At 74.1% G+C, this 26,563-nt stretch carries 25 protein-coding genes; 14 read left to right on the forward strand and 11 right to left on the reverse strand.

What is annotated here, in order from left to right; translation table 11 throughout:
• Positions 1-111: 111 nt before the first annotated feature.
• From ACFVU3_RS12005 to afsQ1, 5 genes are all read right to left on the reverse strand, one after another.
• Positions 112-315, reverse strand: a complete 204-nt coding sequence (locus ACFVU3_RS12005) for a PspC domain-containing protein (protein WP_360601528.1) — start codon at positions 313-315, stop codon at positions 112-114.
• Positions 316-405: 90 nt separating this feature from the next.
• A complete protein-coding gene (locus ACFVU3_RS12010) occupies positions 406-966 on the reverse strand; it encodes a VanZ family protein (protein WP_390065754.1) in 561 nt (186 codons plus the stop codon).
• 39 nt (positions 967-1,005) lie between these two features.
• On the reverse strand, positions 1,006-1,608 hold the full coding sequence (locus ACFVU3_RS12015) for a hypothetical protein (protein WP_390065755.1): 603 nt from the start codon (positions 1,606-1,608) through the stop codon (positions 1,006-1,008).
• Positions 1,605-3,155, reverse strand: coding sequence for an ATP-binding protein (locus ACFVU3_RS12020; RefSeq protein ID WP_390065756.1), 1,551 nt, complete (start codon positions 3,153-3,155; stop codon positions 1,605-1,607). Before ACFVU3_RS12020 ends, ACFVU3_RS12015 begins: the two co-directional genes overlap by 4 nt.
• Positions 3,152-3,829 carry a two-component system response regulator AfsQ1 gene (gene afsQ1 / locus ACFVU3_RS12025; protein WP_390065757.1) on the reverse strand — a complete coding sequence of 226 codons (678 nt, stop codon included), beginning with the start codon at positions 3,827-3,829 and terminating at the stop codon, positions 3,152-3,154. Before afsQ1 ends, ACFVU3_RS12020 begins: the two co-directional genes overlap by 4 nt.
• 172 nt (positions 3,830-4,001) lie before the next feature.
• On the opposite strand from afsQ1, the gene ACFVU3_RS12030 reads away from it, so the two are divergent.
• Positions 4,002-4,724, forward strand: a complete 723-nt coding sequence (locus tag ACFVU3_RS12030; RefSeq protein WP_390065758.1) for a SigE family RNA polymerase sigma factor — start codon at positions 4,002-4,004, stop codon at positions 4,722-4,724.
• Positions 4,725-4,868: 144 nt separating this feature from the next.
• On the opposite strand, the gene ACFVU3_RS12035 is transcribed toward ACFVU3_RS12030, so the two are convergent.
• On the reverse strand, positions 4,869-5,564 hold the full coding sequence (locus ACFVU3_RS12035; protein ID WP_390065759.1) for a uridine kinase: 696 nt from the start codon (positions 5,562-5,564) through the stop codon (positions 4,869-4,871).
• Between the two features lie 52 nt (positions 5,565-5,616).
• Here ACFVU3_RS12035 and ACFVU3_RS12040 point away from each other — a divergent pair, with 52 nt between their 5' ends.
• On the forward strand, positions 5,617-6,024 hold the full coding sequence (locus ACFVU3_RS12040) for a hypothetical protein (protein WP_390065760.1): 408 nt from the start codon (positions 5,617-5,619) through the stop codon (positions 6,022-6,024).
• On the opposite strand, the gene ACFVU3_RS12045 is transcribed toward ACFVU3_RS12040, so the two are convergent.
• Both ACFVU3_RS12045 and ACFVU3_RS12050 read right to left on the reverse strand, forming a co-directional pair.
• Positions 5,957-7,519 (reverse strand): MDR family MFS transporter, encoded by a 1,563-nt coding sequence (locus tag ACFVU3_RS12045; RefSeq protein WP_390065761.1) that lies wholly within the window; start codon positions 7,517-7,519, stop codon positions 5,957-5,959. The genes ACFVU3_RS12040 and ACFVU3_RS12045 overlap by 68 nt on opposite strands.
• Before the next feature lie 2 nt (positions 7,520-7,521).
• Complete coding sequence (locus tag ACFVU3_RS12050) at positions 7,522-8,115, reverse strand: NADPH-dependent FMN reductase (protein WP_390065762.1); 594 nt, start codon at positions 8,113-8,115, stop codon at positions 7,522-7,524.
• A gap of 115 nt (positions 8,116-8,230) precedes the next feature.
• On the opposite strand from ACFVU3_RS12050, the gene ACFVU3_RS12055 reads away from it, so the two are divergent.
• A complete protein-coding gene (locus ACFVU3_RS12055) occupies positions 8,231-8,971 on the forward strand; it encodes a TetR/AcrR family transcriptional regulator (protein ID WP_390065763.1) in 741 nt (246 codons plus the stop codon).
• A 56-nt stretch (positions 8,972-9,027) separates the two neighbouring features.
• Here ACFVU3_RS12055 and ACFVU3_RS12060 read toward each other — a convergent pair whose 3' ends face one another.
• The 3 genes from ACFVU3_RS12060 to deoC are packed head-to-tail and all read right to left on the reverse strand — an operon-like array spanning position 9,028 to position 12,312.
• The gene (locus tag ACFVU3_RS12060) at positions 9,028-9,918 is read right to left on the reverse strand and encodes an aldehyde dehydrogenase family protein (RefSeq protein ID WP_390065764.1); all 891 of its coding nucleotides are present in this window, start codon (positions 9,916-9,918) and stop codon (positions 9,028-9,030) included.
• Complete coding sequence (locus tag ACFVU3_RS12065) at positions 9,911-11,347, reverse strand: aldehyde dehydrogenase family protein (protein ID WP_390065765.1); 1,437 nt, start codon at positions 11,345-11,347, stop codon at positions 9,911-9,913. Before ACFVU3_RS12065 ends, ACFVU3_RS12060 begins: the two co-directional genes overlap by 8 nt.
• Before the next feature lie 5 nt (positions 11,348-11,352).
• On the reverse strand, positions 11,353-12,312 hold the full coding sequence (gene deoC / locus ACFVU3_RS12070; RefSeq protein ID WP_189847232.1) for a deoxyribose-phosphate aldolase: 960 nt from the start codon (positions 12,310-12,312) through the stop codon (positions 11,353-11,355).
• A gap of 328 nt (positions 12,313-12,640) precedes the next feature.
• On the opposite strand from deoC, the gene ACFVU3_RS12075 reads away from it, so the two are divergent.
• The 11 genes from ACFVU3_RS12075 to ACFVU3_RS12125 all read left to right on the forward strand — a co-directional run bounded on the left by ACFVU3_RS12075 (position 12,641) and on the right by ACFVU3_RS12125 (position 26,548).
• The gene (locus ACFVU3_RS12075; protein ID WP_390065766.1) at positions 12,641-14,374 is read left to right on the forward strand and encodes a hypothetical protein; all 1,734 of its coding nucleotides are present in this window, start codon (positions 12,641-12,643) and stop codon (positions 14,372-14,374) included.
• A 177-nt stretch (positions 14,375-14,551) separates the two neighbouring features.
• A complete protein-coding gene (locus ACFVU3_RS12080; RefSeq protein ID WP_390065767.1) occupies positions 14,552-15,172 on the forward strand; it encodes a class F sortase in 621 nt (206 codons plus the stop codon).
• A gap of 80 nt (positions 15,173-15,252) precedes the next feature.
• Positions 15,253-15,897 (forward strand): PH domain-containing protein, encoded by a 645-nt coding sequence (locus ACFVU3_RS12085; protein ID WP_390065768.1) that lies wholly within the window; start codon positions 15,253-15,255, stop codon positions 15,895-15,897.
• A gap of 141 nt (positions 15,898-16,038) precedes the next feature.
• Positions 16,039-16,410 carry a DUF1508 domain-containing protein gene (locus ACFVU3_RS12090; protein ID WP_390065769.1) on the forward strand — a complete coding sequence of 124 codons (372 nt, stop codon included), beginning with the start codon at positions 16,039-16,041 and terminating at the stop codon, positions 16,408-16,410.
• A gap of 78 nt (positions 16,411-16,488) precedes the next feature.
• Positions 16,489-17,532, forward strand: coding sequence for a phosphate ABC transporter permease subunit PstC (gene pstC / locus ACFVU3_RS12095; RefSeq protein WP_390065770.1), 1,044 nt, complete (start codon positions 16,489-16,491; stop codon positions 17,530-17,532).
• Between the two features lie 13 nt (positions 17,533-17,545).
• Positions 17,546-18,760 carry a phosphate ABC transporter permease PstA gene (gene pstA / locus ACFVU3_RS12100; protein WP_390065771.1) on the forward strand — a complete coding sequence of 405 codons (1,215 nt, stop codon included), beginning with the start codon at positions 17,546-17,548 and terminating at the stop codon, positions 18,758-18,760.
• A complete protein-coding gene (pstS, locus tag ACFVU3_RS12105; protein ID WP_390065772.1) occupies positions 18,757-20,607 on the forward strand; it encodes a phosphate ABC transporter substrate-binding protein PstS in 1,851 nt (616 codons plus the stop codon). Before pstA ends, pstS begins: the two co-directional genes overlap by 4 nt.
• Positions 20,604-23,177 carry a hypothetical protein gene (locus ACFVU3_RS12110; RefSeq protein WP_390065773.1) on the forward strand — a complete coding sequence of 858 codons (2,574 nt, stop codon included), beginning with the start codon at positions 20,604-20,606 and terminating at the stop codon, positions 23,175-23,177. The genes pstS and ACFVU3_RS12110 overlap by 4 nt, the downstream gene beginning before the upstream one ends.
• Positions 23,178-23,308: 131 nt before the next feature.
• Positions 23,309-24,283, forward strand: coding sequence for a hypothetical protein (locus tag ACFVU3_RS12115; RefSeq protein WP_390065774.1), 975 nt, complete (start codon positions 23,309-23,311; stop codon positions 24,281-24,283).
• 127 nt (positions 24,284-24,410) lie between these two features.
• Entirely contained in the window at positions 24,411-25,676 is a 1,266-nt protein-coding gene (locus tag ACFVU3_RS12120) for a hypothetical protein (RefSeq protein ID WP_390065775.1), read from the forward strand.
• Entirely contained in the window at positions 25,673-26,548 is an 876-nt protein-coding gene (locus ACFVU3_RS12125) for a sortase (protein WP_390065776.1), read from the forward strand. Before ACFVU3_RS12120 ends, ACFVU3_RS12125 begins: the two co-directional genes overlap by 4 nt.
• Positions 26,549-26,563 lie beyond the last annotated feature (15 nt).

Here is a 26,563-nt window from a genome sequence, read left to right on the forward strand (position 1 = left end):
CCGGGGGGGGGCGGGGCCTGGCCGCGGCCCCCCCCCCCCGGCGCGGCGGGGGGGGCGCCCCCGGCCGGCCGGGGGCGGCCCCCCCCGGCGCCCGCGCCGGTCCCGCGGCCGCTACCAGGCGGCCGCCTTCGTCCTCGACTCGCTCGGCAGCAGCAGCCACAGCGCCAGGTAGAGCAGGAACTGCGGGCCGGGCAGCAGGCACGAGGCCAGGAAGATCACGCGCATCGTCAGGGCGGAGGTGCCGAAGCGCCGGGCGAGCGCCGCGCACACCCCGCCGATCATCCGGCCTTCACGCGGGCGGACAAGTGCGGCCATGGTGGGCTCCTTCGTCGGGTTCCGGAAAGCCGCTCCTCGGGCTTCCCGATGACTCCATGGTGCGACCCGGGCCACCCCTGCGACGTCGGTCTACCGGGCGATCGGGACCCTGGGAATCCTCGGGGTACGACCCTGATCCGTCTCGTTCCCGATCACGACACGACCCTGACCCCGCCCCTCGGACGACGTCCGCCGGCGCCGCAGCCACGCCCGCGCGGCCGGCACCACCAGGAGGTGCGCCAGCGCCACCCCGAGCGTGTTCAGGAGCACCGAGTCCACGTCCACGACCTGCCCGGGCACCGCCGTCTGCAACAGCTCCAGGGCCAGCGACACCAGCGCGCCCGCCGCCGTCGTCCGGGTCAGCGACGCCCACCGCGACACGTCGAGCCGCCCGTCGCACATCGGCAGCAGCACCCCGAGCGGGGCGAGCAGCAGCAGTCCTTCGGCGATCTGCCGGGCCGCCTCGGCGGGCCCGAGCGCCAGATCGGCGCGGAGCCCGGCCAGCGGCACCGTGTTCGGGGCGGTCACCCAGGCCACGTCGCGTGGGAGCAGTCCGACCCAGGCGACGAGCAGCAGATGCGCGACCAGGAGCACGAACCCCGTCACGCGGACGACCACGGCGGCGTTCCCGCCCGAACCTTGACGCTGCACGCCCCCCAAGACGCCGCCCGCGCCGGGAACGGTTCCGGTTCAGCCCCCCGCCGTCCCCGAGGGGGCCGGCACCGGGGCCGTCGGGGGCGCCGACTCCGGACGCTCCCGCAGCTGCGTCGTACAGCGGTAGCGCTTCGGCGGGTACGCCCCCGGGCCCGCCAGCAGCACCGTGTGCCCGCCCGCGCCCGCCGAGCTCTCCGCGAAGGTGCACACCAGCTGCGACAGCGCCGCCGGCGCCAGGTCCTCCGGCTGCCGGCTCAGCCGCAGCGTGCCCTCCGGATCGCCGGTCCGGCCGCCCGCCACCGACAGCGGAGCCCGTACCGCCGTGGTGAACCCGGCCTGCCGCTCCGCCTCCGACGGCTCCGCCAGCAGCTGCGCGAGCAGCGCCGACGCCGTCCGCACCGGATCGCCGCTCGCCTTGTCCTCCGGCTGCGGCGACCTGCGGTCCACCGGCTCCAGCTGCGACCCGCACACCAGGAACGCCCGCACCGGCACGCCCTTGGCCGGCGCCGACGCCTCCGCCACGTTGCACGGCACCCGCGACGGGGCCGCGCCCGCGTCCACCGGCACCGAGGTCGTCCTGATCCCGCAGCCGGTGACCAGCACGGTGAGCGCCACCGCCGCCACCGAACGCAGCCTCACTCGTCCTCCCCCTTGCCCTGCCTGGAACCGGTGCCCAGGGCGCGGGCGACCGCCGACGCGTCCCGGGGCAGCCGCAGGACGAACACCGCGCCGTCCACGGCACCGTCCTCGCCCGTCGAGTTGGCGGCGGAGATCGTCCCGCCGTGGATCAGCGCGTTCTCCATGGCGATCGACAGGCCGAGGCCGGAGCCGTCCGACCGGGGCCGCTGGGCGCTCGCCTTGTAGAAGCGGTCGAAGACGTGCGGCAGCACCTCCTCGGGGATGCCGGGGCCGTGGTCCCGCACCGCGACGACCAGCTCCTCCTCGCCCGGACCGTCCTCGGTCCTGACCGAGACCCGCACCGGCGAACCGCCGTGCTTCAGCGCGTTCCCGATCAGGTTGGCGAGGATCACGTCCAGCCGGCGCGGGTCGAGACGGCACACGATGCCGCGCTCCGCGTCCAGGTCCACCGCGTCCAGCCAGGCCCGCGCGTCGATGCACGCGGTGATCTGGTCGGCGATGTCCACGTCGTCCAGGACCAGCCGGGCGGTGCCCGCGTCGAAGCGGGTCACCTCCATCAGGTTCTCCACCAGGTTGTTGAGCCGCCGGGTCTCGCTCACCACCAGCGCCACCGCCGGGGCGATCATCGGGTCGAGCGAGTCCTGCTCGTCCTCCAGGACCTCCGTGACGGCCGTCAGCGCGGTCAGCGGCGTCCGCAGCTCGTGCGACATGTCGGCGACGAACCGCCGGGAGGACTCCTCCCGGGCGCTCATGTCCGCCACCTTCTTCTGCAGGTTCTCCGCCGCGCTGTTGAACGTCCGCGACAGATCGGACAGTTCGTCCGCGCCGGTCACCCGCAGCCGGGTGTCCAGCTTGCCCTCGCCGAGCTGCCGGGCCGCCTCGCCGAGCCGCCGCACCGGCCGCAGCACCGTCGAGGCCGCGACCTGCGCGAGCAGCACCGAACCGATCACGGCGAGGCCGGTCGCGATCCCCAGCGACCAGGCCAGCGAGTTGAGGTCCGCCTTCTCCGCCGCCAGCGACTTGAACATGTAGCCGGCCGGGCCGCCGCCGTCGATCCGCGTCCCGCCGACCAGGTACGGAGTCCCGCCGCGCTCGGTCCGCTGCCAGAACAGGTGGTACGGGTACGGGTTGGCGTCCGTCACCGGGCGCCGGGTGTCCACCGCCTCCCGCAGCGACACCGGCACGTCCGCCAGCGTGAACACGTCCGGGTCCGAGGCCCCCACGATCGGCTTCCCCGCCGCCCGCTCGCCGAGCAGCAGCACCTGGTAGCCGGAACCGCCCGCGGTCATCTCCTCGGAGGTGCGCCTCAGGTCCTCCTGGGTCGGCCGCAGCGGCAGCGTCGCCACCCGGTTCTGCATCTCCTGCCGGAAGTCGTTCAGCGAGCTGTCCTGGGTGCGCTTGAGCACCGCCTCGCGGTTCAGCCAGTACGCGATCCCCGACGCCGACACCGCCGCGGTCAGCGCCACCAGCGCGAACACCACGACGAGCCGCAGCCGCAGGCTGGACAGGCGCAGCCGGGCGAACACCCCCTTGTTCCCCTTCGTCACGCAGGGACGTCCAGCCGGTAACCGACGCCCCGCACCGTGCGGATCAGGGTCGGCGAGGACGGCACGTCCTCCACCTTGGCCCGCAGCCGCTGCACGCACGCGTCGACCAGACGCGAGTCGCCGAGGTAGTCGTGCTCCCACACCAGCCGCAGCAACTGCTGCCGGGACAGCGCCTGTCCGGGCCGCCGGCTCAGCTCCAGCAGCAACCGCAGCTCGGTCGGGGTCAGCTGGAGGTCGAGGCCGTTCTTCGTCACGGTCATCGCCGCGCGGTCGATCATCAGGGAGCCGAAGGTCGCCGAGTCCGTCGACTCCCGCTCCCCGCGCCGCAGCACGGCCCGGATCCGCGCGTCGAGCACGCGTCCCTGCACCGGCTTCACCACATAGTCGTCGGCACCCGACTCCAGCCCCACGACCACGTCGATGTCGTCGCTGCGCGCGGTCAGCAGGATGATCGGCAGCTGGTCCGTGCGCCGGATGCGCCGGCACACCTCGAAGCCGTCGATGCCGGGCAGCATCACGTCGAGCACGACCAGGTCGGGCCGCTGCTCCTTCAGCAACTGCAGGCCGTCCTCGCCCGACGCGGCGGTGGCCACCCGGTGGCCCTGCCGGGACAGGGAGAGTTCGAGGGCCGTGCGGATGGCGTCGTCGTCCTCGATCAGCAACAGAAAAGGCACGGACGTCATTCTGGCTCATGAGCCGTCCGAGATCGACCGCCCGGAGGCGCGCTTCCGTCCCGGGCCCCTGTGACACGTCTGTGACAGTCGGCGGACAACGCCATGAAGTCCGGCGGGCAAGCTTCTTGGCACACGGACCGACAGTCACACTCCGAACGACGGGGGGCGCACCATGAACGCACTGCACGGCACCACCTCCAGCGCAGTGGTCACGCGTCTCCACGACGTCGTGCGGAGCACCGAGAAGTCCGGCGGTGCAACGAACGGACGGGGGTGCGTTCGAACCGTCGGGCGTCAGCGCAAGGCGCCCTACATGGTCGCCGTCGCTGACGGGGGAGCGGTGTACGGGGAGGTCACGGGGGAGCGTTCCTGCTCGGAGGCCGAGTTCACGGCCTACGTCCAGGAGCGCCGGGCCTCCCTGTACGCCACCGCCTACCACCTGACCGGTGACCGTTTCGAGGCCGAGGACCTGCTCCAGAGCGCGCTGTTCTCCACGTACCGCGCCTGGGACCGGATCAGCGACAAGGCCGCCGTCGGCGGTTACCTGCGCCGCACGATGACCAATCTGCACATCAGCGCCTGGCGCCGGCGCAAGGTCAACGAGTACCCGACCGAGGAGCTGCCGGAGACGGTCGGCGAGACGGACGCGATGCGCGGCACCGAGCTGCGCGCGGTGCTGTGGCAGGCGCTGGCCCGTCTGCCCGAGCTCCAGCGGACCATGCTGGTGCTGCGCTACTACGAGGGCCGGACCGATCCGGAGATCGCGGAGATCCTGGACATCAGTGTCGGCACGGTGAAGTCGAGCATCTGGCGCTCGCTGCGGCGACTGCGCGAGGACGAGGTGCTGAGCTTCGGCCGTGACGAGGAGGAGTCCTTCGGCGAACTGGTCGCCTGAGGATCACGGGGGGACACGGGGGAACACGGGGGAAACGGGCCTCAGGGGGGATCTGGGGCCTACGGGGGAAAGAAACGAAGCGGGTCGTACGAGTCCGGGGGGTCTCGTAGGGCCCGCTTCGTGCTGTGCCGGTACGGCGGCGGGTCAGCGGCCCGCCGGGGTGCGGTGACGGCCCGCCGCGGCGGCGGCCAGCCGGCCCAGGGCCTCCGGCTTCGCGCAGGGGTGGGCGCCCAGGGCGGTCTGGCGGGCGACGATGGCGCGCTCGGCGCGCATCAGGCGCCAGCCGCGCCGCAGCAGCATCGGGATCGACTTGCGTCCCTCCCGCAGGTCGCGCAGGAGCCGGCGGCGGAAGGTGGTGGACGGGCGGCCGCGCAGGCAGAGCGCGTCGGCCAGCACGTCGAGCTCGCGGCAGCGGTCGACGATCTCGGCGGCGAAGATGCCCTCGGCGATGAAGAGCGGGGTCCGCTCGATGTCGAGGCGGTCGCTGCCGGTGCGCGAGCTGGTGGCGATGGAGTAGACGGGGACGTCGGTGCTGCCGGTGCGGCACAGCTCGACGATCGCGGCGACGGCGGTGTCCGCGTCCCAGGATCGCGGGGAGTCCCAGTCGATGTCGCTGCCGCCGTCGACGAGCGGGAGCGACGGATCGTCGTGCTCCTTGTAGAAGTCGTCGAGGCGCAGCACCGGGAGGCCGGCGGCGGCGGCGAGGGACGACTTGCCGGAGCCGGAGGGGCCCGCGAGCAGGACGACCCGGGTCGGGATCGGTTGGGAACTCACGGAACACCAGTGTGAGGCATTAATCCGTCCAGGGGACCACCGAGGAGGGCTGTTGGTATCGAGCATCACACCTCCACTACTGTCGGTGGCCGCCCGCTCACCCCTCGGAAGGATCCCCATGGCGCGTCACGCACAGCCGAAGGCCCCCCGCCGCGGCGTCCTGTTCAAGGCCGGTCTCGGTGTCACCGCGGCCGGCGCCGCCGTGCTCGGGGCGGCGGCCGCGGCCCAGGCGGCCGCCCCCGGTGCCTCCGTGCCGCTGCCGGTGGACTCGCTGTCCCGGACGGACGCCGGCGCGGCCGGCGCGGGCGCCCTGTCCGGCGTCACGCACGGCCTGGGCCCGCTGACCCGGCTCCAGCTCGACCCGCTGGCCAAGACGGGCGTCGACCCGCTGGCCAACGGCATCGGCACCCAGGTCGCCGACTTCAAGCCGGTCGGCACCCATCTGGTCACCGACCACCTCACGCAGGGCGGGGCCGTGGCCGATCTGCCGGTCGCGGGTCCGCTGACGCAGCGGCTGCTTCCGTAGCCTCCGCGTCCGGGCCGGCCTCCGCGTCCGGGCCGGCCTCCGCGTCCGGGCCGGTCTCCGCGTCCCGCGGTACGAGCGGGATCTCCCGTACGAGCCAGGCGACCGCGAAGGCCAGGGCGGCGAGCGCGGCGGTGCCGAGCAGGACGCCGTGGACGCCGTCGGTGACCGCCGCCCGCAGGGCGTCACGGGCCGGGCCGGGCAGCGCGGCGGCCCGTTCCGGGGTCAGCCCGGCGTCGGTGCCGCCCAGGCGGGCCGTGAAGACCGCGCCGAGCACGGCCACGCCCAGCGAGCCGCCGAGGGTGCGGACCAGGGTGACGGTGCCGCTGGCCGCGCCCAGGTCGCGGGGCTCGGCCCCGTACAGGGTGATCAGCGTCGTGGACTGCATGAGCAGGCCCATGCCCGCGCCCATGACGACGGTCAGCGCGGAGGCGAGGGCGGTCGGGGTGTCCGCCTCCAGGAGGAGGAGCAGGAGCGCGCCGGCCGTCATCAGCGCGCCGCCGAGCAGCGGGTGGGCGCGGTAGCGGCCGGTGCGGGCGACCAGCCGGCCGGAGGCGAGCTGGGCGGCGACCATGCCGAGCATCAGCGGCAGGAGCAGCAGGCCGCTCGCGGTGGACGACTGTCCGCGCGCGAACTGGAGGTAGTGCGGCAGGTGGTTGAGGGCGGCGAGCATGCCCGCGCCGACCAGCAGGCTGAGGATCTGGGCGAGGGTGAAGTTCCGGGACCGGAAGAGGCGGGGCGGGATGACGGGTTCCTCGGCGCGGAGCTCGACCCGGACGAACCAGGCGAGCGAGACCACGGCGACGGCGGCCAGGGCCACGCCCGTGCCGGTGCCGCCGGCCCGGCTCGCCAGCAGGGTGAGGGCGAGGACGCCGGTGGTGAGCAGCAGGGCGCCCGCCCAGTCGATCCGGGCCTTCACGCGCGGGGTGCGGACGGTGAGGGCGAGCGAGACGATCAGCAGGGCGGCGAGGCCGACGGGGACGTTGACGTAGAAGGCCCAGCGCCAGTCGGCGTGGTCGGTGAGGAGGCCGCCGAGGAGCGGGCCGCCCGCGAAGGCGACCGGGAGCATGGTGCCGGTGACCGCCTGCACCTTGGGGCTGTCCTCGGGCGGGACGAGGGTGCCGATCAGGGCGAAGGCGCCGACCATCAGGCCGCCGGCGCCGGCGCCCTGGAGGGCGCGGAAGGCGATGAGCTGGTCCATCGTCGCGGCGAGGCCGCAGAGGACGGAGCCGGCGAGGAAGACGCCGACCGCGGCGAGGTAGGCGCCCTTGCGGCCGAGGAGGTCGCCGGCCTTGCCCCAGAGCGGGGTGGTGACGGCGGTGGTGAGGAGATAGGCGGTGACGACCCAGGAGAGCCGGTCGAGGCCGCCGAGCTCGCCGGCGATGGTCGGCAGGGCGGTGCCGACGACGGTGCCGTCGAGGGTGCCGAGGACGATGCCGAGCATGAGGCCGGAGATCGCCAGGCGGGGCAGGCCGGGGCGGGGCGCGGCGAGGGTCATCGTCAGCCCGCGTAGGGGGACGTGGCGCGGGCCTCGCGCAGGGCCTGGGCCCACCAGCCGAGCTGGTCGAGCATCGCCTGGGCGGCGGTGTCGGCGGCGGGGTCGACGGCCCGGCCCCCGGCGTCGAACTGCCCCCAGACGCCCTGGAGTCCGACCGCCTCGCGGACGGTGACGGCGTGCAGCTCGGCGAAGACCGGGCGCAGCTGCTCGACCGCGCGCAGGCCGGCGGAGAAGCCGCCGTAGCCGACGAAGCCGACGGGCTTCGCGTGCCATTCCCGGTTGTGCCAGTCGATGGCGTTCTTGAGGGAAGCCGGGAAGCTGTGGTTGTACTCGGGCGTCACGACGACGAAGGCGTCGGCGCCGGCGAGGCGGGGCGAGACGGCGGCGAGCAGCTCCCGGTCCTCGGCGCGGGCCGGGGCCTGGCCGAGCTGCGGGAAGACCGTGGGCAGCGGGGTCTCGGCGAGGTCGATCAGATCGGTGGTCATGTCGGGGCGTCCGGCGGCGTGGTCCCGGATCCAGCGGGCGACGACGGGGCCGAGGCGGCCGTCGCGGGTCGAGCCCTGGACGACGGCGACGCGGAGCGGAGCGGTGGTCATGGATCCCCTTCGGACCGAGTGATGTGTACGTTGTACACTCAGCGGTGTACAACGTACACATCACCGTGTACGGCGTCTACTCGGCGTACGCTGTACGCGAGATGAGGAGTGTGTGATGGTGAAGAAGGAAGAGGCCGACGGCGTCTCGCTCTGGGAGCGGCTGGAGCGGCCCGCGGCCGCGCCGCGCACCTCCCTCACCCCGCGGCGGATCGCCGAGGTCGCCATCGGCATCGCCGACCGGGACGGCTTCGGGGCCGTCACGATGCGGAAGATCGCCGCCGAACTGGGCGTCGCGCCGATGGCCGCGTACCGGCACGTCGACGGCAAGGACGAGCTCTGGGCGCTCATGGTCGACCGGGTCTCGGCCGAGCTGGACCCGGGGGAGGGGGAGGAGGCGCTCGACTGGCGGGAGACGCTGCGCGCCCACGCGCGGCGGACCCGGGCCTCGATCCTCCGGCACCCCTGGCTCGCCCAGCTGCCGGCGCCGCTCTTCGCGATCACCCCGGCCCGGATGGCCGGCGCCGAGCGGCAGCTCGCCGCGCTCGACGGACTCGGCCTCGACGACGACACGATGATGGCCGCGTTCCGGACGGTGTCCTCGTACGTGCACGGGGCCACCCAGTCGGAGGTCTCCCTGCGGCAGTACATGCGCGAGCAGGGCTGGGAGAGCGGCGACGAGACCCGGCGGGGCCTGGCCCCGCAGATGAGCTACCTGCTCGGGACCGGCCGCTACCCCGTGTATCTGCGGTACACGCGGACGGCGGCGCGCAAGGACGACGCCGAGTGGACCTTCGAGACGGGCCTGGAGTGCGTCCTCGACGGCGTCGCGGGCCTCGTCGAGCGCGGCGGGCGGTGAACGCGGACGGCCCCCGGGCAGTGCTGCTGCCCGGGGGCCGTCCGTACGGCCGGTTCCTAGTACGAGGAGCCGCTCGCGCCCAGCGAACCCGTCGGGTGCCAGACCGTCTTGGTCTCCAGGAACGCGGTCATGCGGTCCGTGCCGGGGGACTCGGCGAAGTCCTCGGTACGGGGGCGCAGGACGCGCTTCAGGTTGTCCGCCGCCGCGATCTCCAGCTCCTTCGCCAGGTCGGCGCCGGCGCCGGTCAGGTCGATCGCGTTGACGTCCCGGTGGGCCGCGAGGTGCGGGCCCATCTCGGACGCCTTGCCGGAGAGGATGTTGACCACGCCGCCGGGCAGGTCGGAGGTGGCCAGCACCTCGCCCAGCGAGAGCGCCGGGAGCGGGGCCTTCTCCGAGGCGACGACGACCGCCGTGTTGCCCGTCGCGATGACCGGGGCGATCACCGAGACCAGGCCCAGGAAGGACGACTCCTGGGGCGCGATCACGGTGACGACGCCGGTCGGCTCCGGGGTGGAGAGGTTGAAGAACGGGCCGGCGACGGGGTTGGCGCCACCGGTGACCTGGGCGATCTTGTCGGTCCAGCCCGCGTACCAGACCCAGCGGTCGATCGCCGCGTCGACCTGCGCCGCCGCCTTCGACTTGGACAGGCCCTCGGCCTCCGCGACCTCGCGGACGAACTGGTCCCTGCGGCCCTCCAGCATCTCGGCCACGCGGTAGAGGATCTGGCCGCGCAGGTACGCGGTCGCGCCCGCCCAGCCGCCCTGCGCCTTGCGCGCGGCGACGACCGCGTCACGGGCGTCCTTGCGGGAGGAGAGCGGCGCGTTGGCCAGCCAGTTGCCCTTGGAGTCGGTCACCTCGTACACCCGGCCGCTCTCGGAACGGGGGAACTTGCCCCCGACGTACAGCTTGTAGGTCTTGAAGACGTTCAGGCGGGTCACATCAGACATCGAGGTACGCCTCCAGGCCGTGGCGGCCGCCCTCGCGGCCGAAGCCCGACTCCTTGTAACCGCCGAACGGCGAGGTCGGGTCGAACTTGTTGAACGTGTTGGCCCAGACGACGCCGGCGCGGAGCTTGTTCGCGACCGCGAGGATGCGGGAGCCCTTCTCCGTCCAGATGCCGGCGGAGAGGCCGTACTGGCTGTTGTTGGCCTTGGCGACGGCCTCGTCGGGGGTGCGGAAGGTCAGCACCGACAGGACCGGGCCGAAGACCTCGTCACGGGCGATGGTGTGCGCCTGGGTGACGTTGGTGAAGAGCGTCGGCGCGAACCAGTAGCCCGCCTCCGGGAGGTCGCAGGCGGCGGTCCAGCGCTCGGCGCCCTCCGCCTCGCCCTGCGCGACCAGGGAGGTGATCCGGGCCAGCTGCTCCTCGGAGTTGATGGCGCCGATGTCGGTGTTCTTGTCGAGCGGGTCGCCGAGGCGGAGCGTCGACAGGCGCCGCTTGAGGCTGTCGAGCAGCTCCTCCTGGACCGACTCCTGGACCAGCAGGCGGGAGCCCGCGCAGCAGACCTGGCCCTGGTTGAAGAAGATGCCGTTGACGATGCCCTCGACGGCCTGGTCGAGGGGGGCGTCGTCGAAGACGATGTTGGCGCCCTTGCCGCCCAGCTCCAGGGTCACCTTCTTGTCGGTGCCGGCGACCGTGCGGGCGATCCGCTTGCCGACGGCCGTCGAGCCGGTGAAGGCGACCTTGTTCACGTCCGGGTGCGCGACCAGGGCGGCACCGGTGTCCCCGTACCCGGGGAGGATGTTGACGACGCCCTTCGGCAGCCCGGCCTGGCGGCAGATGTCCGCGAAGAACAGAGCGGAGAGCGGGGTGGTCTCGGCGGGCTTCAGGACGACCGTGTTGCCGGTCGCGAGCGCCGGGGCGATCTTCCACGCCAGCATCAGCAGCGGGAAGTTCCAGGGGATGACCTGGCCGGCCACGCCCAGCGGGCGCGGGTTCGCGCCGTAGCCCGCGTGGTCGAGCTTGTCGGCCCAGCCCGCGTAGTAGAAGAAGTGCGCGGCGACCAGGGGGAGGTCCGCGTCGCGGGTCTCCTTGATCGGCTTGCCGTTGTCCAGGGTCTCCAGGACGGCCAGCTCGCGGGAGCGCTCCTGGATGATCCGGGCGATCCGGAAGAGGTACTTGGCGCGCTCGGAACCGGGCAGCGCGGACCACTTCTCGAAGGCCCGGCGGGCGGCCTTCACCGCGCGGTCCACGTCGGCCTCGCCCGCCTGGGCGATCTCGGAGAGGACCTCCTCGGAGGAGGGGGAGACGGTCTTGAAGACCTTGCCGTCGGCCGCGTCGGTGAACTCGCCGTCGATGAACAGGCCGTAGTTCGGGGCGATGTCGACGACCGCGCGCGACTCGGGCGCGGGGGCGTACTCGAAGGGGGAGGTCATGTCGATCAGTCCACCGTCACGTAATCGGGGCCGGAGTAGTGGCCGGTCGCCATCTTCTGGCGCTGCATCAGCAGGTCGTTGAGCAGGCTGGAGGCGCCGAAGCGGAACCAGTGGTTGTCCAGCCAGTCCGGTCCCGCGGTCTCGTTGACCAGCACCAGGAACTTGATGGCTTCCTTGGTGTTGCGGATGCCGCCGGCCGGCTTCACGCCGATCTGCACGCCGGTCTGGGCGCGGAAGTCGCGCACCGCCTCCAGCATGAGCAGGGTGTTCGCCGGGGTGGCGTTGACCGCGACCTTGCCGGTCGAGGTCTTGATGAAGTCGGCGCCGGCCATCATGCCGAGCCAGGAGGCGCGGCGGATGTTGTCGTAGGTGGACAGCTCGCCGGTCTCGAAGATCACCTTCAGCCGGGCGCGGTCGCCGCACTCGGCCCTGATCGCGGCGATCTGCTCGTAGACCTCCAGGTAGCGGCCGGCGAGGAAGGCGCCGCGGTCGATGACCATGTCGATCTCGTCCGCGCCGGCGGCGATCGCGTCGGCGGTGTCGGCCAGCTTCACGGGGAGGGCCGCACGGCCCGCCGGGAAGGCGGTGGCGACCGAGGCGACCTTGACGTCCGAGCCCGCGAGGGCGGCCTTGGCGGTGGCCACCATGTCGGGATAGACGCAGACGGCGGCGGTCGTCGGGGTCGTGCGGTCGGTCGGGTCGGGGTGGACGGCCTTGGCGGCGAGGGCCCGGACCTTGCCCGGGGTGTCCGCGCCTTCGAGCGTCGTCAGGTCGATCATGGAGATGGCCAGGTCGATGGCGTACGCCTTCGACGTGGTCTTGATCGAGCGGGTGCCGAGGGACGCGGCGCGCGCCTCCAGGCCCACGGCGTCGACGCCGGGCAGCCCGTGGAGGAAGCGGCGCAGCGTGCTCTCGGACGCGGTCACGTCGGCGAAAGCTGCTGCTGCGGATGCAGTGGTGGGCATGGTCACCAGTCGAGCATATCTACGCGCGTAGCGACCTGTACAGGGGAGGGCGTCCGAGGAGGCCGAGGTCACGGGCACGGGACGGCGTGGTGCCCGTGTCGGACGGGACGCGACACCGGCGTGCGCCGGGCGCGAACGGCCGCGCGCGAAAGGTCCGTCGGGGTGGTGACGGCTGTCACAGGGCCGTGACACGGAGCGGACGGATCCCCCATACGAGATCTTTAGATTCTTTATCAGCAGCCAGCGAGAACTCACCGGCCCTCCCCGAGGAGATATCAGCGGCATGCGGCTCTGCTCCATCCGCCACCGAACCTCTTCGGGAGTCGTTATGCGCACCGCCCTTCGCACCGCCCTCGCCACCGCGCTCGTCGCCGGCGTCGTCGCCACCCCGGCCGTCGCGGCCGGCAGCGCCTTCGCCGCCGGGACCGCCCCGGCGCCGAAGCCCGCGACCGCCGCGGCCGGCAAGACCGCGACGGTCACGCCCGGCAGGACCGCGACCGCGCCGGGCAAGGCCGCGACGCCGGCGCCCGGGAAGGCCGCGCCCGCCGCGCCCGGCAAGGCCGCCGCCACCGCGAAGACTCCCGCCGCCGCTCCCGCCGACGCCCCGCTGCGCACCGTCCAGCTCGCCGGCGGCCTCTCGGCCAAGGTGTACGCCCGGGGCGACCAGCACCGCTACTACACCGCCACCGTCGAGCGGGACGGCGTCGTCCTCGCCGAGCTGCAGGCGGGCGCCGGCTACGGCGCGGACGACACGACGACCATCGTGGGCTACGCGGTGACCCTGGACTCCGCGGGCAAGGTGACCGCCGTCGCCGTCGACGCCGCGAACGGCACCCTGGTCCGCACCGTCCAGCTCCACGGCGGGCTCTCCGCCAAGGTGTACGCCAAGGGCGACCAGCACCCCTACTACACCGCCACCGTCCTGAAGAGCGGCTCGGAGCTCGGGCGGCTCAAGGCCGGCGCCGGCTACCCGGCGACGGCGACCGGGGTCTTCGCCGGCTACGCGGTGACCCTGGACTCCGAGGGCAGGGTCACCGCCGTCGAGGCCGGCCCGGAGGGCACCCTGGTCGGCACCCGGACGCTCATCGGCGGCACCGTCGCCAAGATCTACAAGATCGGCGCGACGCACCACCGCGCCGAGCTGTTCCGCGGCGGCCACCCGGTCGGTGAGCTCGACGCCGACCGGCGCTCCGTCGCCGGCAACGACAACGGCGAGTTCGTCGTCCTCAACTCCGACGGCAGCCTCCACAACTGGGTCGGCAACCACCGGGCCGGCGCCACCCCCGGCATCTACCGGCTCGCCGACGGCACCGTCCTGGAGCTCGCCAGGCACAACGGCCGCCTCGGCCTCCAGCAGATCGTGGACGACAAGGGCCGCGGCTTCACCTACCTCTCGGGCGACCGCCAGGTCTTCTTCTTCGCGAAGGCCGTCGTCGTCCTGGAGAGCGACGGGGGCTTCGCCGCCTACATCCCCGGCGCCGCCCGGCAGGCCGCCCCGCAGCCGTACGGCATGGGCGGCGGCGGCCAGGGCGAGGAGCGCCCGGTCGACACCGACCCCGACGCCCTGGGCGAGTGCACCGTCACCCGTTTCGTGGACATCGGCGCGGGCACCGGCGCCAAGCTGATCATGAGCCCCAAGGGTCCGAAGGCCAAGCTCATCACCGCCGGTGACGACAAGGTCATCGCCGTCCTCGACCGCGCCCACCCGTCGCTCCCGAAGGACGCCGGCATCATCGCCCGGATCGTCGACGCCCACAGCACCACCCCGTCCCTCTACACCAAGACCCAGGGCGGCGACGCGAAGGGCGGCACGCACGCCTTCCCGAAGCTCCCCAAGGGCTGCGAGCTGAACGCCGCCCCCGCCGCCCAGGGCCGGGGCACCGCCCCGCAGGGCGGTCAGACCTCCGTCGTCCCGAGGGGCGGGGTCGCGGCCGGTGCCGAGCTCGCCGCCGAGGAGGGCTCCGCCACGCTGGTCGCGGTCGGTGCCGGCGCCGCCTCGCTGGCCGCCGCGGGGCTCGGTCTCACCGTGCTGCGCCGCCGTTCCGCCGCGGCCCGGGGCTGACCCGTACACCCCGCACGCCCCGCACGCCCCGTTCACCCCGCTCCCCGCCCCATGACCCGAGCCCGGAGCGGTCCCACCCCGTCCCGCCCCACCCCGTCCCGCCCCCGGCCGGCCGTCACGACCCTCGTGGCGGCCGGCCGCCCGCCGTACGGACCTACCGCCGCCGGAGCCCCGCCCATGCAGCACCGCCGCCGTTCCGCCTCCGCCGCGCTGTGCGCGGCCGTCCTCCTCGCGCTCACCGGCTGCTCGGCCGGGGCCGAGGCGACCCCGCCCGCCCGGATCGCCGAGTCCGCCGCGCCGGCCCCCACCGCGAGCGCCGCGCAGGTCCGCCCGCTCGACCGCTCCCGGCCCGTCCGGGTCCAGCTTCCCTCGGCCGGTGTGGACGCCCGGGACCTCCTGGACCTCGGGCTGAACGCGGACGGCACCGTCGAGGTGCCCTCCGTCGACCGTGCCGACCGGATCGGCTGGTACGGGAAGGCCGTCACGCCCGGCGAGACCGGCCCCGCCGTCCTCATCGGACACTTCGACACGGAGCGCGGACCGGCCGTGCTGAAGGACGTCTCCAAGGTCCGGGTCGGCGACGAGATCACCGTGACCCGCGAGGACGGCACCACCGCCGTCTTCCGCGTCCGCGAACTGGAGCAGGTCGACAAGGACGCCTTCCCGACGGAGAAGGTGTACGGCGACACCCGCCGCCCCGAACTGCGCGTGATCACCTGCGGCGGCGAACTCGTCGACGGGCACCGGCCGGACAACATCATCCTGTACGCGGACCTCGTCGCCACCCGGAAGGCATGAGCGCCGCCCCGGAGCGGCCCCCGGCGGCGCCGAGCGGGGCGCCCGAGCCTCCCGGCGCCTCCTGAGGCAGAATCGGCGGCATGACGAGCCCCACGCCCTCCGAGCCGACCCCCGAGCCGGCCTCCGCCGACCGCGTCTACCGCTCCTCCTTCGGCATCGCGGGAGGCGTCTTCCTGCTCGCCCTGACGCTCGTCTTCGTGATCGACGCGCTGGTCCGCGGCGAGGGCCGGGCGCCCTGGCTGGCCCTCGCCGGGCTGCTGCTCGCCGTGCCGCTGATCACCGCCTTCACCGTCCGGCCCGCCGTGTACGCCAACGAGGACCGGCTCCGGATCCGCAACCCCTTCCGCTCGATCCTGCTGCCCTGGGCGTCGGTCGCCGACCTCCGGGCCGGCTACTCCAGCGAGGTCTTCACCAAGGAGGGCGCGAAGTACCAGCTGTGGGCCGTCCCCGTCTCGCTGCGGCAGCGGAAGAAGGCCGCGCGCAAGGCGGCCCGCGCCTCCCAGGACGACCCCCACGGACGCACCTCGGTCACCGCCGACGTCCGGGACAGCGCCTCGCGCGTCGCGCCCAGCGACCAGAACGTGGCCGACCTGCGGGAGATGGCCGAGCGCCACCAGGGCAGGGCCGGGGCGCAGGGCGAGCCGCAGACGCGCTGGGCGTACGAGATCATCGTCCCGGCCGTCGTCGGCCTGATCCTCTTCGTGGTGCTCGCCGCCACCGGCTGAGCCCCGCGTCCGCTCCCCCCGCCCCGCCGGTGTCCAAGGGGCAACGGCGGGGTGAAGCATGCCTCCCGCAGATGGTTTAGCGCCCAACGATCCCGGCGGGGTCAATAGATTGCGCCTGCCGAGACTGTGGGGGTGGGGGCAATGACCAAGGGCACCGGTGTGTCCGGAACGCGCTGTCTGGTCGACGTCAGAGCCGACGGACGATACGGCTGGCGGCTGGTCGCGCAGAACGGGCGGGTGGTGGCGCGGTCGGGGCAGCGCTTCGCCGACCACGCCGCCTGCCGGGCCGCCTTCGCCGCGCTCTGCGCCGGGCACGCGGCCATGGGGGGCGGGGTGCAGCACACCGCGGGCGGCAACGGCTGGGTCTGGCTGCTGCGCGACGCCGAGGGCCGGACCGCCGCCCTCTCCGGGAGGGCGTACGAGCGCCACTCCACGTGCCGCTCCGCCTACGACCGCTTCCGCGCCCTGCTGGCCGCCGAGGCCACGCACTGGAGCTCCACCTCCTTATGGTGAACGGAAGTTGCCTCTCGGGCGCCCCTCGTTCACGTCTCGTGGCGCGCATGTCCATCGGACCTGACTTACGTCCTTCCCGTGACGACCGAGACGACCGATCCGGCCGCGCCGCCCGGCGCTCCCGGCCCGAGGCCCGACCTCCCGCCCGACACGCCGAGGCGGCTGCACGCCGACCCCGGTCCCGCCGACCGGGTCTTCCGCGGCGTCGCCCGCACCGGCGGCGGCCTCGTCCTCGCCGTGATGCTCCTCGTCGGCGGTTTCCTCCTGCACCGTGCCCGGCAGGCCCTCGACCGGGCCGGCGGCTCCTTCCTCACCACCGAGAACTGGGAGCCCGACGCCGGCAACTTCGGCATCGCCGCCGTCCTCCTCGGCACCGTCCTCATCGCCCTCGTCGCGATCGCCGTCGCCGTGCCGCTCGCCACCGGCGCCGCGCTCTACATCTCCGAGTACGCCCCGCCCCGGCTGCGCCGCACCCTGATCTCCACCGTGGACCTGATGGCCGCCGTGCCCTCGGTCGTCTACGGCCTCTGGGGCGTGTTCTGGCTGGAGGAATCGATCCTGCCGATCGCCCGCTGGATCTCCGCGTACCTCGGCTGGATCCCCTTCCTGCGCGTCGACGGCGCCGACCCCGACGACCCGCTCGCCCCGCCCACCGTCTACACCTCCTCCACCTTCGTCGCCGGACTCGTCGTCGCCATGATGGTCGCGCCGATCATCTGCTCGATCATGCGCGAGGTCTTCTCCCAGGCCCCCGCCGGCGAACGCGAGGGGGCGTACGCGCTCGGCGCCACCCGCTGGGGCATGATCCGCTCCGTCGTCCTGCCCTTCGGAAAAGGCGGAATGATCGGCGGCACCATGCTCGGCCTCGGCCGCGCCCTCGGCGAGACCATCGCCGTCTACATGGTCATCTCGCAGGTCTTCACGATCCAGTGGCACGTGCTCCAGACCGGCACCAGCTCGGTCTCCTCGCTCATCGCGCTGCGCTACGGCGAGGCCACCCCCTTCGGCATGTCCGCCCTGATGGCGGCCGGCTTCGCCCTCTTCGTCCTGACCCTGATCGTCAATTTCGCCGCCTCGTCCATCGTCGCCCGCAGCCGCTCCGGCGCGTCCAGCGACGCGTAACAGGGGGAACCCCATGACCATCACCCCGGAGCGGCCGGCGCCGCGGCCGTCCGTCGGGCAGGCCCCGCCGGCCGGCCCCGAACGGCGCCGGACCACCTCCGGCCCGCGCGCCACCGACCTCTACGCCGTGCTCGGCGCCGCGGCCGCCGCGCTCGCCCTCACCTGGCTGCTCTTCGCCCGGCTGCTCCCCTTCACCGGCACCGTCGGCTTCGTCCTCGTCGCGTACGCCCTCTTCCTCGGCCTCTACGCCCTGCTCGTCTCCTTCGACGAGGACGGTCCCGCCGTCCGCGACCGGGTGGCCGGCGCGGTCGTGCGCACCCTCGGACTCGTCCTCCTCGCCGTCCTCGTCTTCGTCGTCGCCTTCACCCTCTGGGAGGGCCGCGAGGCCCTCGTCCACCTCAACTTCTTCACCGAGGACATGAGCCTCGCCGGCCCCCTCGAACCGCTCGACGTCGGCGGAGTCCTGCACGCCGTCGTCGGCACCCTGGAGCAGGTCGGCATCGCGCTCGTCCTCACCGTCCCGGCCGGCATCGTCTGCGCCGTCTTCCTCAACGAGGTCCCCGGCTTCTTCGCCCGCCTGGTCCGCACCGTCGTCGAGGCGATGACCGCGCTGCCGTCGATCGTCGCCGGCCTCTTCGTCTACGCGACCGTCATCCTCGCCCTCGGCATGGAACGCTCCGGCCTCGCCGCCGCCCTCGCCCTCTCCGTGATGATGCTGCCGATCATCATCCGCGCCTCCGACGTCGTCATCCGGCTCGTCCCCGGCACCCTGCGCGAAGCCTCGTACGCCATGGGCGCCTCGCGCCGGCGCACGGTCTGGCACGTCGTGCTGCCCACCGCCCGCTCCGGCCTCACCACGGCCGTCATCCTCGGCACCGCGCGCGGGGTCGGCGAGACCTCCCCGGTGCTGCTCACCGCCGGCTTCACCGCCGAGCTCAACGCGCTGCCGACCTCCGGCGCCCAGGTCTCCCTGCCGCTCGCCACCTTCGAACTCGTCAAGTCGCCCGAACCGCACATGATCGCCCGCGGGTTCGGCACCGCCGCCGTGCTGATGCTCCTCGTCCTGCTGCTCTTCGTGCTCGCCCGGATCGCCGGCGGGCGCGGCCCCGGACAGCTGACGAAGCGCCAGGAGAGGCGGCGCGCGGCGGCCTCGCGGGAGGACGCGGCCCGGTTCGCCCGCGCCTCCCTCCTTCCCTCCCCGCCCGCACCTCCGAGGAGCACGCCGTGAGATCGCCCGTCCCGCTCGCCCGCACCCTCCTGGGGCTGGGCACCGTGCTCTGCGCGCTGCTCGCCCTCCTCGCCGGCCCGCCCGACGCCCACGCCGCCGGCTACACCAAGATCACCGGCTCCGGTTCGACCTGGAGCTCCAACGCCGTCGAGCAGTGGCGGCGCAACATCGGCGCCAACGCCGGACTGACCGTCAACTTCAACGCCAACGGCTCCTCGCAGGGCCGCGAGCAGTTCAAGAACGGCACCGTCGACTTCGCCGTCTCCGAGATCCCGTACGGCCTCACCGACGGCGGCGCCACCGACGTCCCGCCGCGCCGCGGCTACGCCTACATGCCGATCGTCGCAGGCGGCACCGCCTTCATGTACAACCTCCGCATCGGCGGCCGCCAGGTCACCAACCTGCGCCTCTCCGGCCCCGTCCTCGCGAGGATCTTCACCGGACAGCTGACCATGTGGAACGCGCCCGAGATCAAGGCCGACAACCCCGGCCTCACCCTCCCCGCCCGCCGGATCGTGCCCGTCGTCCGCTCCGACGGCTCGGGCACCACCGCCCAGTTCACCACCTGGCTCGCCAAGGAGCACGGCGCGGTCTGGAACGAGCACTGCCGCCGGGCCGGCCGCTCCACCCCCTGCGGCATGACCTCGTACTTCCCCGTGGTGCCCGGCACGACGGCGGTCGCCAAGTCCGGCTCCCTCGGCGTCTCGGCGCACGTCCGCCAGCCGCAGGGCGAGGGCGCGATCACCTACGTCGAGTACTCCTACGCGGTCAACGCGCACTTCCCCGTCGTCAAGGTCCTCAACCGGTCCGGGTACTACGTCGAACCGACCGCCCAGGCCGTCGCCGTCGCCCTCCTCAAGGCCCGGATCAACACCGACCGCGCCTCGCCGGACCACCTCACCCAGATCCTCGACGACGTCTACCGCTCCGGCGACGCCCGCGCCTACCCCCTCTCCAGCTACAGCTACATGATCGTCCCCACCTCGGACGCCGCCCCGCACACCGCCGACAAGGGCCGCTCGCTCGGCACCTTCGCCCGCTACTTCCTCTGCGAGGGCCAGCAGCAGGCCGAGGAACTGGGCTACTCGCCGCTGCCGAAGAACCTCGTCCAGGCCGGCTTCGACCAGGTCCGCCGCATCCCCGGCGCCCCCACCGGCGCCGTGGACCTCTCCTCCTGCCGCAACCCCACCTTCTCCGCCGACGGCACCAACACCCTCGCCAGGAACGCCCCGAGGCCGAAGGAGTGCGACAAGCGGGGCGCGCGGCAGTGCGCCGACGGCACCGGAGGCGCGAAGGGCGTGGCGACCCCCGTCACCGGAGGCGGCACCACCGGCGGCTCGTCCTCCGGCGGCACCGCCACCACGGGCGGCTCCGGCGGCGGGAACGCCACCGGCACCGGCACCGGCGGCCCGGGCGGCGCGGCCAACGGCGGCGGCACGGGCTCCGGAACGGGCTCCGGTGGCGCCCCCGGCTCCGCGGCGACCGGCGGGTCCGGCGCGACCGGCACCAGCGGCGGCTCCACGGGCGGCGCGGCTCCGGGCGGTCCGGGCTCCGCGGCCGGTTCCGGCTCCGCCGGTACGGCCTCCGGCACCTCCGGCGGCCCCGTCGTCGACCCCGACACCGGCGACATCGTCACCGACGGCGGCGCGGGCGGCGCGGCGGGCGGCGGCGACGCGGCGAACCCCGTCGTCGGCACCCCCGTCACCCTCGCCGCCGACTCCGGCGCCGGCCTGCGCGGCCTGCTGATGGTCCTCTCGGCCCTCCTGCTCCTCGCCACCGTCGTCGTCCCGCCGCTGGTCGGCCGTTTCATGGCGCACCGCGCCGAGCGCCCGGGAGGCACCCGATGACGTACCGCCGCAGCAGGGCGACGGGCCTCGGCGCCCTCCTCGCCGCCGTCCTCCTCGCCCTCCTCCCTCTGCCGCGGGACACCGTCGCGGTCGCCGCCGAGCCGGAGGGCTCGGCGATGACGAAGCGCGGCACCGCGGGCCCGTACGACGACTTCTCCGGCCTGGAGGTGACCGTCCACCAGACCCGGGACCTGCGGGGACAGGGCGTGCGGGTGACGTGGAAGGGCGGCGAGCCCACCGCGCTGGGCACGAACTTCCTCCAGATCATGCAGTGCTGGGGGGACGACCCGGCGGGGCCGGAGCGCGAGCAGTGCCAGTTCGGAGCCACCAACATGTCCTCCATCGGATCGCTCGGCAGCTTCGTCGGCCAGCGCAAGCTGATCCCCGGCACGGACCCCCTGGAGCGGACGTACACCGAGGACATCCCCGACCCGGACGTGCCGGGGCTGAAGACCAGCCCCTTCGTCCCCTTCACCCCCGTGTCCGGGCCGGCCACGACGAGGGTCACCGACTGGACCTACTTCGGCCCCAACGACACCAACGAGGAGGCGTACGCCGTCACCCAGCCCGACGGCACCGGCGAGGTCGGGTTCAACCTCCAGTCCACGCGGGAGGCCCCCCACCTGGGCTGCGGCGATCCCGGCGGCGCGGGCGCGGGCGCACGCGGCCGGACGTGCTGGCTCGTCGTCGTGCCCCGCGGCTCCTTCGACCCGGACGGTTCGCGGAACAACGGCCGGCCGCAGAGCTCGCCGTTCTCCCAGGGCAACTGGAACCAGCGGATCGTCTTCCCGCTCGACTTCCTCCCGGTCGGCGACCCCTGCCCGGCCGACAAGGCCGAGCGGCGGATCTCGGGCTCCGAGCTGATGACCGAGGCCGTCACCTCGTGGCAGGCATCGCTGTGCGCCACCGGCAGCACCCGCTTCACCTTCTCCCAGCGGGGCGAGGAACTGGCCCGCGCCGGCCTGCTCGCCCCGACCTCCACCTCGCCGGGGCTCGCCTTCACCGTCGAGCCGGTGGAGGGCGGCGAGAAGGCCGGGTTCGTCCACGCCCCCGTCGCCGTGAGCGGGCTCACCGTGGGCTTCTTCTGGGAGGCCGACGGCATCGGCCTCGTGAAGGACCTGCGGCTCAACCAGCGGCTCCTGGCCAAGCTGCTCACGCTCTCCTACCCGTACGACGTCAGGGTCGGCGTCCACGGGCTCGAACCCCTGGAACACCTGAAGGGCAACCCGAACTCCCTCCTCCGCGACCCGGAATTCCTGGCGCTCAATCCGAAATTCGACGAGATCCGCCAGGGCGAGCTGAACTATCCGGGCGGAATTCTGCTCTCCGCCGAGCGGTCCGACACCTCCGCGGTCGTCTGGGACTATGTCCGGAGCGATCCGGGCGCCCGCGCATTTCTCGAAGGGAAAGCAGACCCGTGGGGAATGAAGGTGAACCCCCATTACAAGGAACTGGACGTCGCGGGGGCCAGCCCCCATGAATTCCCGAAGGCCGACCCCACGGAGACGCCCCTCGTCCTGGGCGACCGGACCATCGTCTACGGCGCGGTCGACCGCTCCCCGTACGCCACCGACCTCCACGACGCCGCCCGGTGGATCAGGCGGGGCACCCACAACTCCAGGTTCGAGGCCGAGAACGACACGACCACCGGTGGACTCAAGCTGAAGGCCGCGACGACCTACCCCGGCGCCCGCCGGGCCTTCGGGATCGTCGACACCGCCTCCGCCGCCCGGTACAGCCTGGAGTACGCGGCCCTGCCGAACCGGGACGGCACCTTCGTCCGCCCCACGGCCGCCGCCCTGCTCCAGGCGGTCGGACAGTTCCGCGACTCCTCCGTCCCCGGTGTGCTCGCCGCCGACCCGGCGCGGGTCGGCGGGGGCGGCTATCCGCTGACGGTGGTCACCTACGCCGCCTCCTCCAGCGGCCTCCCCGCCGACGCCCGCAAGGAGTACGCGCGGCTGATGCGGTACGCCTCAGGACCGGGCCAGGACCAGGGCACCGGACCGGGCCAACTGCCCTACGGGTACGCTCCGATGCCCGCGGAGCTCAGGGCGCAGGCCGCCGCCGCGGCCGACCGGCTGGAGCGCGGCGCGCCCGCCGGACCGGGCGGGCCGGGCGGAACGCCCGGCACCTCCGCCGGCTCCGGAGGATCGGGCACGACGGGCTCCGGGACCGGCGACCCAGGCTCCGGACCCGGCGGCCCCGGCTCCGCGTCCGGTTCCTCCGCCACCGGGCCGGCCGGCGGCGCGGACCCCGGTGCCGGCTCCGGCACGGACGGCGGCGGTACGGGACCCGGGGCCCCCTCCTCCGCCCCGCCCGGCGGGGCCGCGGACGACTCCGGCGCCGGCGGAGGTACGGGCTCCGGCCCGGCGCCCGGCCCCCAGCTCGCCGCCACCACCGGAACCACGCCCTCGGGGGTGCTCGGCTGGATCCGCTGGGTCCTGCTGGGCGTCCTGGTCGCCGGCGGAGCCGCCGGGATCGCGGGTCCCGCCGTCCTCGGATTCGCCGGCCGGCGAGCGATCCCCGCGGATTCACCTAGGACAGGGATTCGTAACCTGAAAAGCGGCTGAACGTGGTGGTGTCCGGATCCGCCGATAAGGAATCGTTGTTCCCGGCCGGTCGACGGGTCGGCCGGGAAAAAGAATCCGGATCTGCTTGTGCGTGCATTCCATGACATCCGTTTTCACGGAGGAGATCAGAAGTGAACGTCAAGTCCCGCGCTCGTCTCGGTGCCGCCCTCGCCGTGGCCGCCCTCGGTCTCGGTGCCGCCCTCGCCCCGGCGGCCCAGGCCGACCCCAGCCCGGTCACCCAGTACCGCACCCTGGCGGGTGTCGGCTCCGACACGACCCAGGACGTCCTGAACGGTCTCGGCAACGTCGTGACCAACGCCTTCGGCCAGAAGATCATCGCGTCCTGGGACGCCACCGGCACCGCCACCGTCAAGACCAAGGCCACCGGCTGTGTGATCAACCGCCCGAACGGCTCCTCGGCCGGCATCGACGCGCTCCGCAACGCCGTGGACACCGCCTCCGGCTGCCTCGACTTCGCCCGCTCCTCGCGCGGCCCGGCCGACGCCTCCACCACCGACCTCACCTGGATCCCCTTCGCCAAGGACGCGGTGTCCTGGGTGAAGCGCTCCGACAGCGCCCTGCCGTCCGACCTCACGGCCGCGCAGCTGAAGGCGGTCTACGAGTGCACCACGACGTCCCTCAACGGCGTGGCCCTCACTCCGATCCTGCCCCAGTCCAACTCCGGCACCCGCCAGTTCTTCCTCTCCTCCATCGGCGTCACCACCCCGGGCACCTGCGTCCAGCAGGGCGTCCAGGAGAACGACGGCACCGTCCTCGACTCCGCCGGCGACATCGCCCCGTACTCCGTCGCCCAGTACACGGCGCAGGAGAAGGCCGTGGTCACCGACCGCCGCGGCGCGGCCGTCCTCGGCTCCGTCGGCACCGTCGCCCCGCGCAACGCCGACAAGACGCTCAACCTGTCCTTCCCCTTCACCCGCGACGTCTACAACGTCGTCCCGACCGCGAAGCTGACGAACGCCACGGTCGCCTCGACCTTCGTCGGCTCGACGTCCAAGGTCTGCGCCGCCGGCACCACGATCACCGCCTACGGCTTCGGCACGCTCGGCGCCGGCTGCGGCACCACCACCCTCAAGGGCGAGCGCTGACCGCCACGCTCCCCCGACCCGCGCGACGGCCGGGCACCCCAGGGTGCCCGGCCCCACGGCGTACCCCGCCCACCGTCCGCGCCGGCCACGCCGCCGGCGTCCACCCGCCCCGGAGGAACCCCGCCCCATGAACCGCGTCACCCCCCTCAGACCGCCCGTGGCCCTGCTCACGGCCCTCGCCCTCCTCTGCGGCACCCTCGCGATCGTCCTCGCCCTGTCCACGCCCGCCGCCGCCGTCACCCGGCAGGGCACCTTCACGCCGACCCCGGCCTCGGGCACCCTCGCGACCGGACTGCCGTCCGTCACCGCCGACGGACCCTGCCCCGCGCCCGCCGAGGCCGGCCGGCCGTACGTCAAGGGCGTCCTCGGCCTCGTGAACCCCGTGGACCCGACCCTGCCGGAGGCGCTCCTGGGAGAGGTCGCGGCGGGCGCCGAGCCCGGCACCACCCCCCTCTCCGGCACGGTCGACGGCTCGGGCGCCGGCTACGCCTCCCTCCAGGACCGGCTCCGCGAGATCACGCCCTCCGGCCCCCTCGACGGCCGGTACGAGCTGAGGCTCTTCTGCGAGACGGCCGAACCGGGGACGCGGGACGCGTACTTCTCCCGGATGATCGAGGTGGCGGGGGAGGACTGGTCCGCCATCGACCAGCAGGCGCCCCGCCTGAGGGTCGGCTCCGACAGCGAGACCCCGCCCGCGGGCCGGGCCTTCCCGATCAGGGCGGAGATCGAGCCGGCCGGCGCGGCGGGCACGGTCACCTTCCTCACGCTCGACGACGCGACCGGCGAGATCAAGGAGCTCGGCACCAGGGAGCTCGTCTCCGGCAAGGCCGAGATCACGGCCACCATGCACACCACGGTCAACCTCGCCTTCCCCGTCCTCGCGCAGTACGCCCCCGCCGACCCGGCCGCGTACACGCCCGCCCAGGTCCTCCAGGTCTTCACCGCGGGCCCCGAGGCCACCCCGACGCCGACCGCCACCACGCCCACCCCCACCGGCACCCCCTCACCGACGCCCACGGACACCCCCACCGGCGAGCCGACGGACGACCCCACCGACGACCCCACCGACGGGCCGACCGACGGACCCACGCCCACGGAGACCACCGGCGGCGCCACCCCGACGCCGACCGCGTCCGGCACCGGCGGCACCGGCACCACCGGGGACGCGTCCGGCCCGTCCGGCTCCGGATCCGCCGGCGGCTCCGGCGACAGCGGCTCCACCGGCACGGGCTCCGGCACCGGCGGCACCACCGCCCAGGGCGGCGGCGGCACCCTCGCCGCCACCGGCGCCGCCTCCGCCGCCTCGGCCGCGGCCGGCGCGCTCGCGCTCTGCCTGCTCGGCGCCGCGGCCGTCCTCCACGCCCGCCGCCGCACGGCGGTCGCCCGGCCGTGACCACCGCACCGGCACCGGCCGCCCCCCGCGCCGGGCTCGGCCTGGCCGGGGCGGCGCTGTGCGTCCTCGCCGCCCTCCTCATCGGCTTCGCCGCGAACCTGACCGTCGTCGGGCACCTCCAGCACGCCCGCGACCAGTCCACCGCCTACGACGAGCTGCGCGAGCAACTCGCCCTCGGCACCGCCCCGGTGGGACAGACCACGTACGACGGCAGGGCGGTCGCCCTCGGCGACCCCGTCGCCCTCCTCCGCATCCCGGTCCTCGGGCTGCGCGAGGTCGTCGCCGAGGGCACCACCTCCGGGGTCCTCATGTCCGGCCCCGGCCACCGCCGCGACACCCCCCTGCCCGGCCAGGCGGGCCAGGCCGTGCTCATGGGCCGCCAGTGGGGCTACGGCAGCCCCTTCAACGACCTGCACCGGCTGCCGTCCGGCGCCCGCGTCGAGGTGACCACCGGCCAGGGCGAGGCCGTGTACGAGGTGATGGGCGTCCGCCGCCCCGGCGACCCGACCCCGGCCACGCCCCGCGACGGCGAGGGCCGGCTGACCCTGGTGACGGCGAGCGGAGGCGCGTACACCCCCGAGGACCACCTCTTCGTCGACGCGAAGCTGGTCTCCGCCGTCCAGCCCGCCCCGCCCCGCCCGCTCCGGCCCGGCTGGATCACCGGGGCCGAGAAGCCGCTCGCCGGCGACCCGGCCGCCTGGCCCCGCGTCTTCCTCGGCGCCCAGGCCCTCCTCCTCGCCGCCGTCCTGACCGTCGCCGCCCGCCGCCGCTGGGGCCCCCGCCAGACCTGGATCGCCGCCACCCCCGTGCTCGTCGCGCTCGGCGTCCTCGTCTCCGGCGACCTCACCCGCCTCCTCCCCAACCTCCTCTGAACCGCGTGGAGCTGA

The organism is Streptomyces sp. NPDC058052, assembly GCF_042885515.1.
Classification (GTDB): Bacteria; Actinomycetota; Actinomycetes; order Streptomycetales; family Streptomycetaceae; genus Streptomyces.

Coding starts and splice junctions, on each gene's coding strand:
- ACFVU3_RS12005 (WP_360601528.1), bottom strand. CDS start 315: ATGGCCGCACTTGTCCGCCCGCGTGAAGGCCGGATGATCGGCGGGGTG.
- ACFVU3_RS12030 (WP_390065758.1), top strand. CDS start 4,002: ATGAACGCACTGCACGGCACCACCTCCAGCGCAGTGGTCACGCGTCTC.
- ACFVU3_RS12035 (WP_390065759.1), bottom strand. CDS start 5,564: ATGCTCGATACCAACAGCCCTCCTCGGTGGTCCCCTGGACGGATTAAT.
- ACFVU3_RS12040 (WP_390065760.1), top strand. CDS start 5,617: ATGGCGCGTCACGCACAGCCGAAGGCCCCCCGCCGCGGCGTCCTGTTC.
- ACFVU3_RS12045 (WP_390065761.1), bottom strand. CDS start 7,519: ATGACCCTCGCCGCGCCCCGCCCCGGCCTGCCCCGCCTGGCGATCTCC.
- ACFVU3_RS12050 (WP_390065762.1), bottom strand. CDS start 8,115: ATGACCACCGCTCCGCTCCGCGTCGCCGTCGTCCAGGGCTCGACCCGC.
- ACFVU3_RS12055 (WP_390065763.1), top strand. CDS start 8,231: ATGGTGAAGAAGGAAGAGGCCGACGGCGTCTCGCTCTGGGAGCGGCTG.
- ACFVU3_RS12060 (WP_390065764.1), bottom strand. CDS start 9,918: ATGTCTGATGTGACCCGCCTGAACGTCTTCAAGACCTACAAGCTGTAC.
- ACFVU3_RS12065 (WP_390065765.1), bottom strand. CDS start 11,347: ATGACCTCCCCCTTCGAGTACGCCCCCGCGCCCGAGTCGCGCGCGGTC.
- deoC (WP_189847232.1), bottom strand. CDS start 12,312: ATGCCCACCACTGCATCCGCAGCAGCAGCTTTCGCCGACGTGACCGCG.
- ACFVU3_RS12075 (WP_390065766.1), top strand. CDS start 12,641: ATGCGCACCGCCCTTCGCACCGCCCTCGCCACCGCGCTCGTCGCCGGC.
- ACFVU3_RS12080 (WP_390065767.1), top strand. CDS start 14,552: ATGCAGCACCGCCGCCGTTCCGCCTCCGCCGCGCTGTGCGCGGCCGTC.
- ACFVU3_RS12085 (WP_390065768.1), top strand. CDS start 15,253: ATGACGAGCCCCACGCCCTCCGAGCCGACCCCCGAGCCGGCCTCCGCC.
- ACFVU3_RS12090 (WP_390065769.1), top strand. CDS start 16,039: ATGACCAAGGGCACCGGTGTGTCCGGAACGCGCTGTCTGGTCGACGTC.
- pstA (WP_390065771.1), top strand. CDS start 17,546: ATGACCATCACCCCGGAGCGGCCGGCGCCGCGGCCGTCCGTCGGGCAG.
- ACFVU3_RS12110 (WP_390065773.1), top strand. CDS start 20,604: ATGACGTACCGCCGCAGCAGGGCGACGGGCCTCGGCGCCCTCCTCGCC.
- ACFVU3_RS12120 (WP_390065775.1), top strand. CDS start 24,411: ATGAACCGCGTCACCCCCCTCAGACCGCCCGTGGCCCTGCTCACGGCC.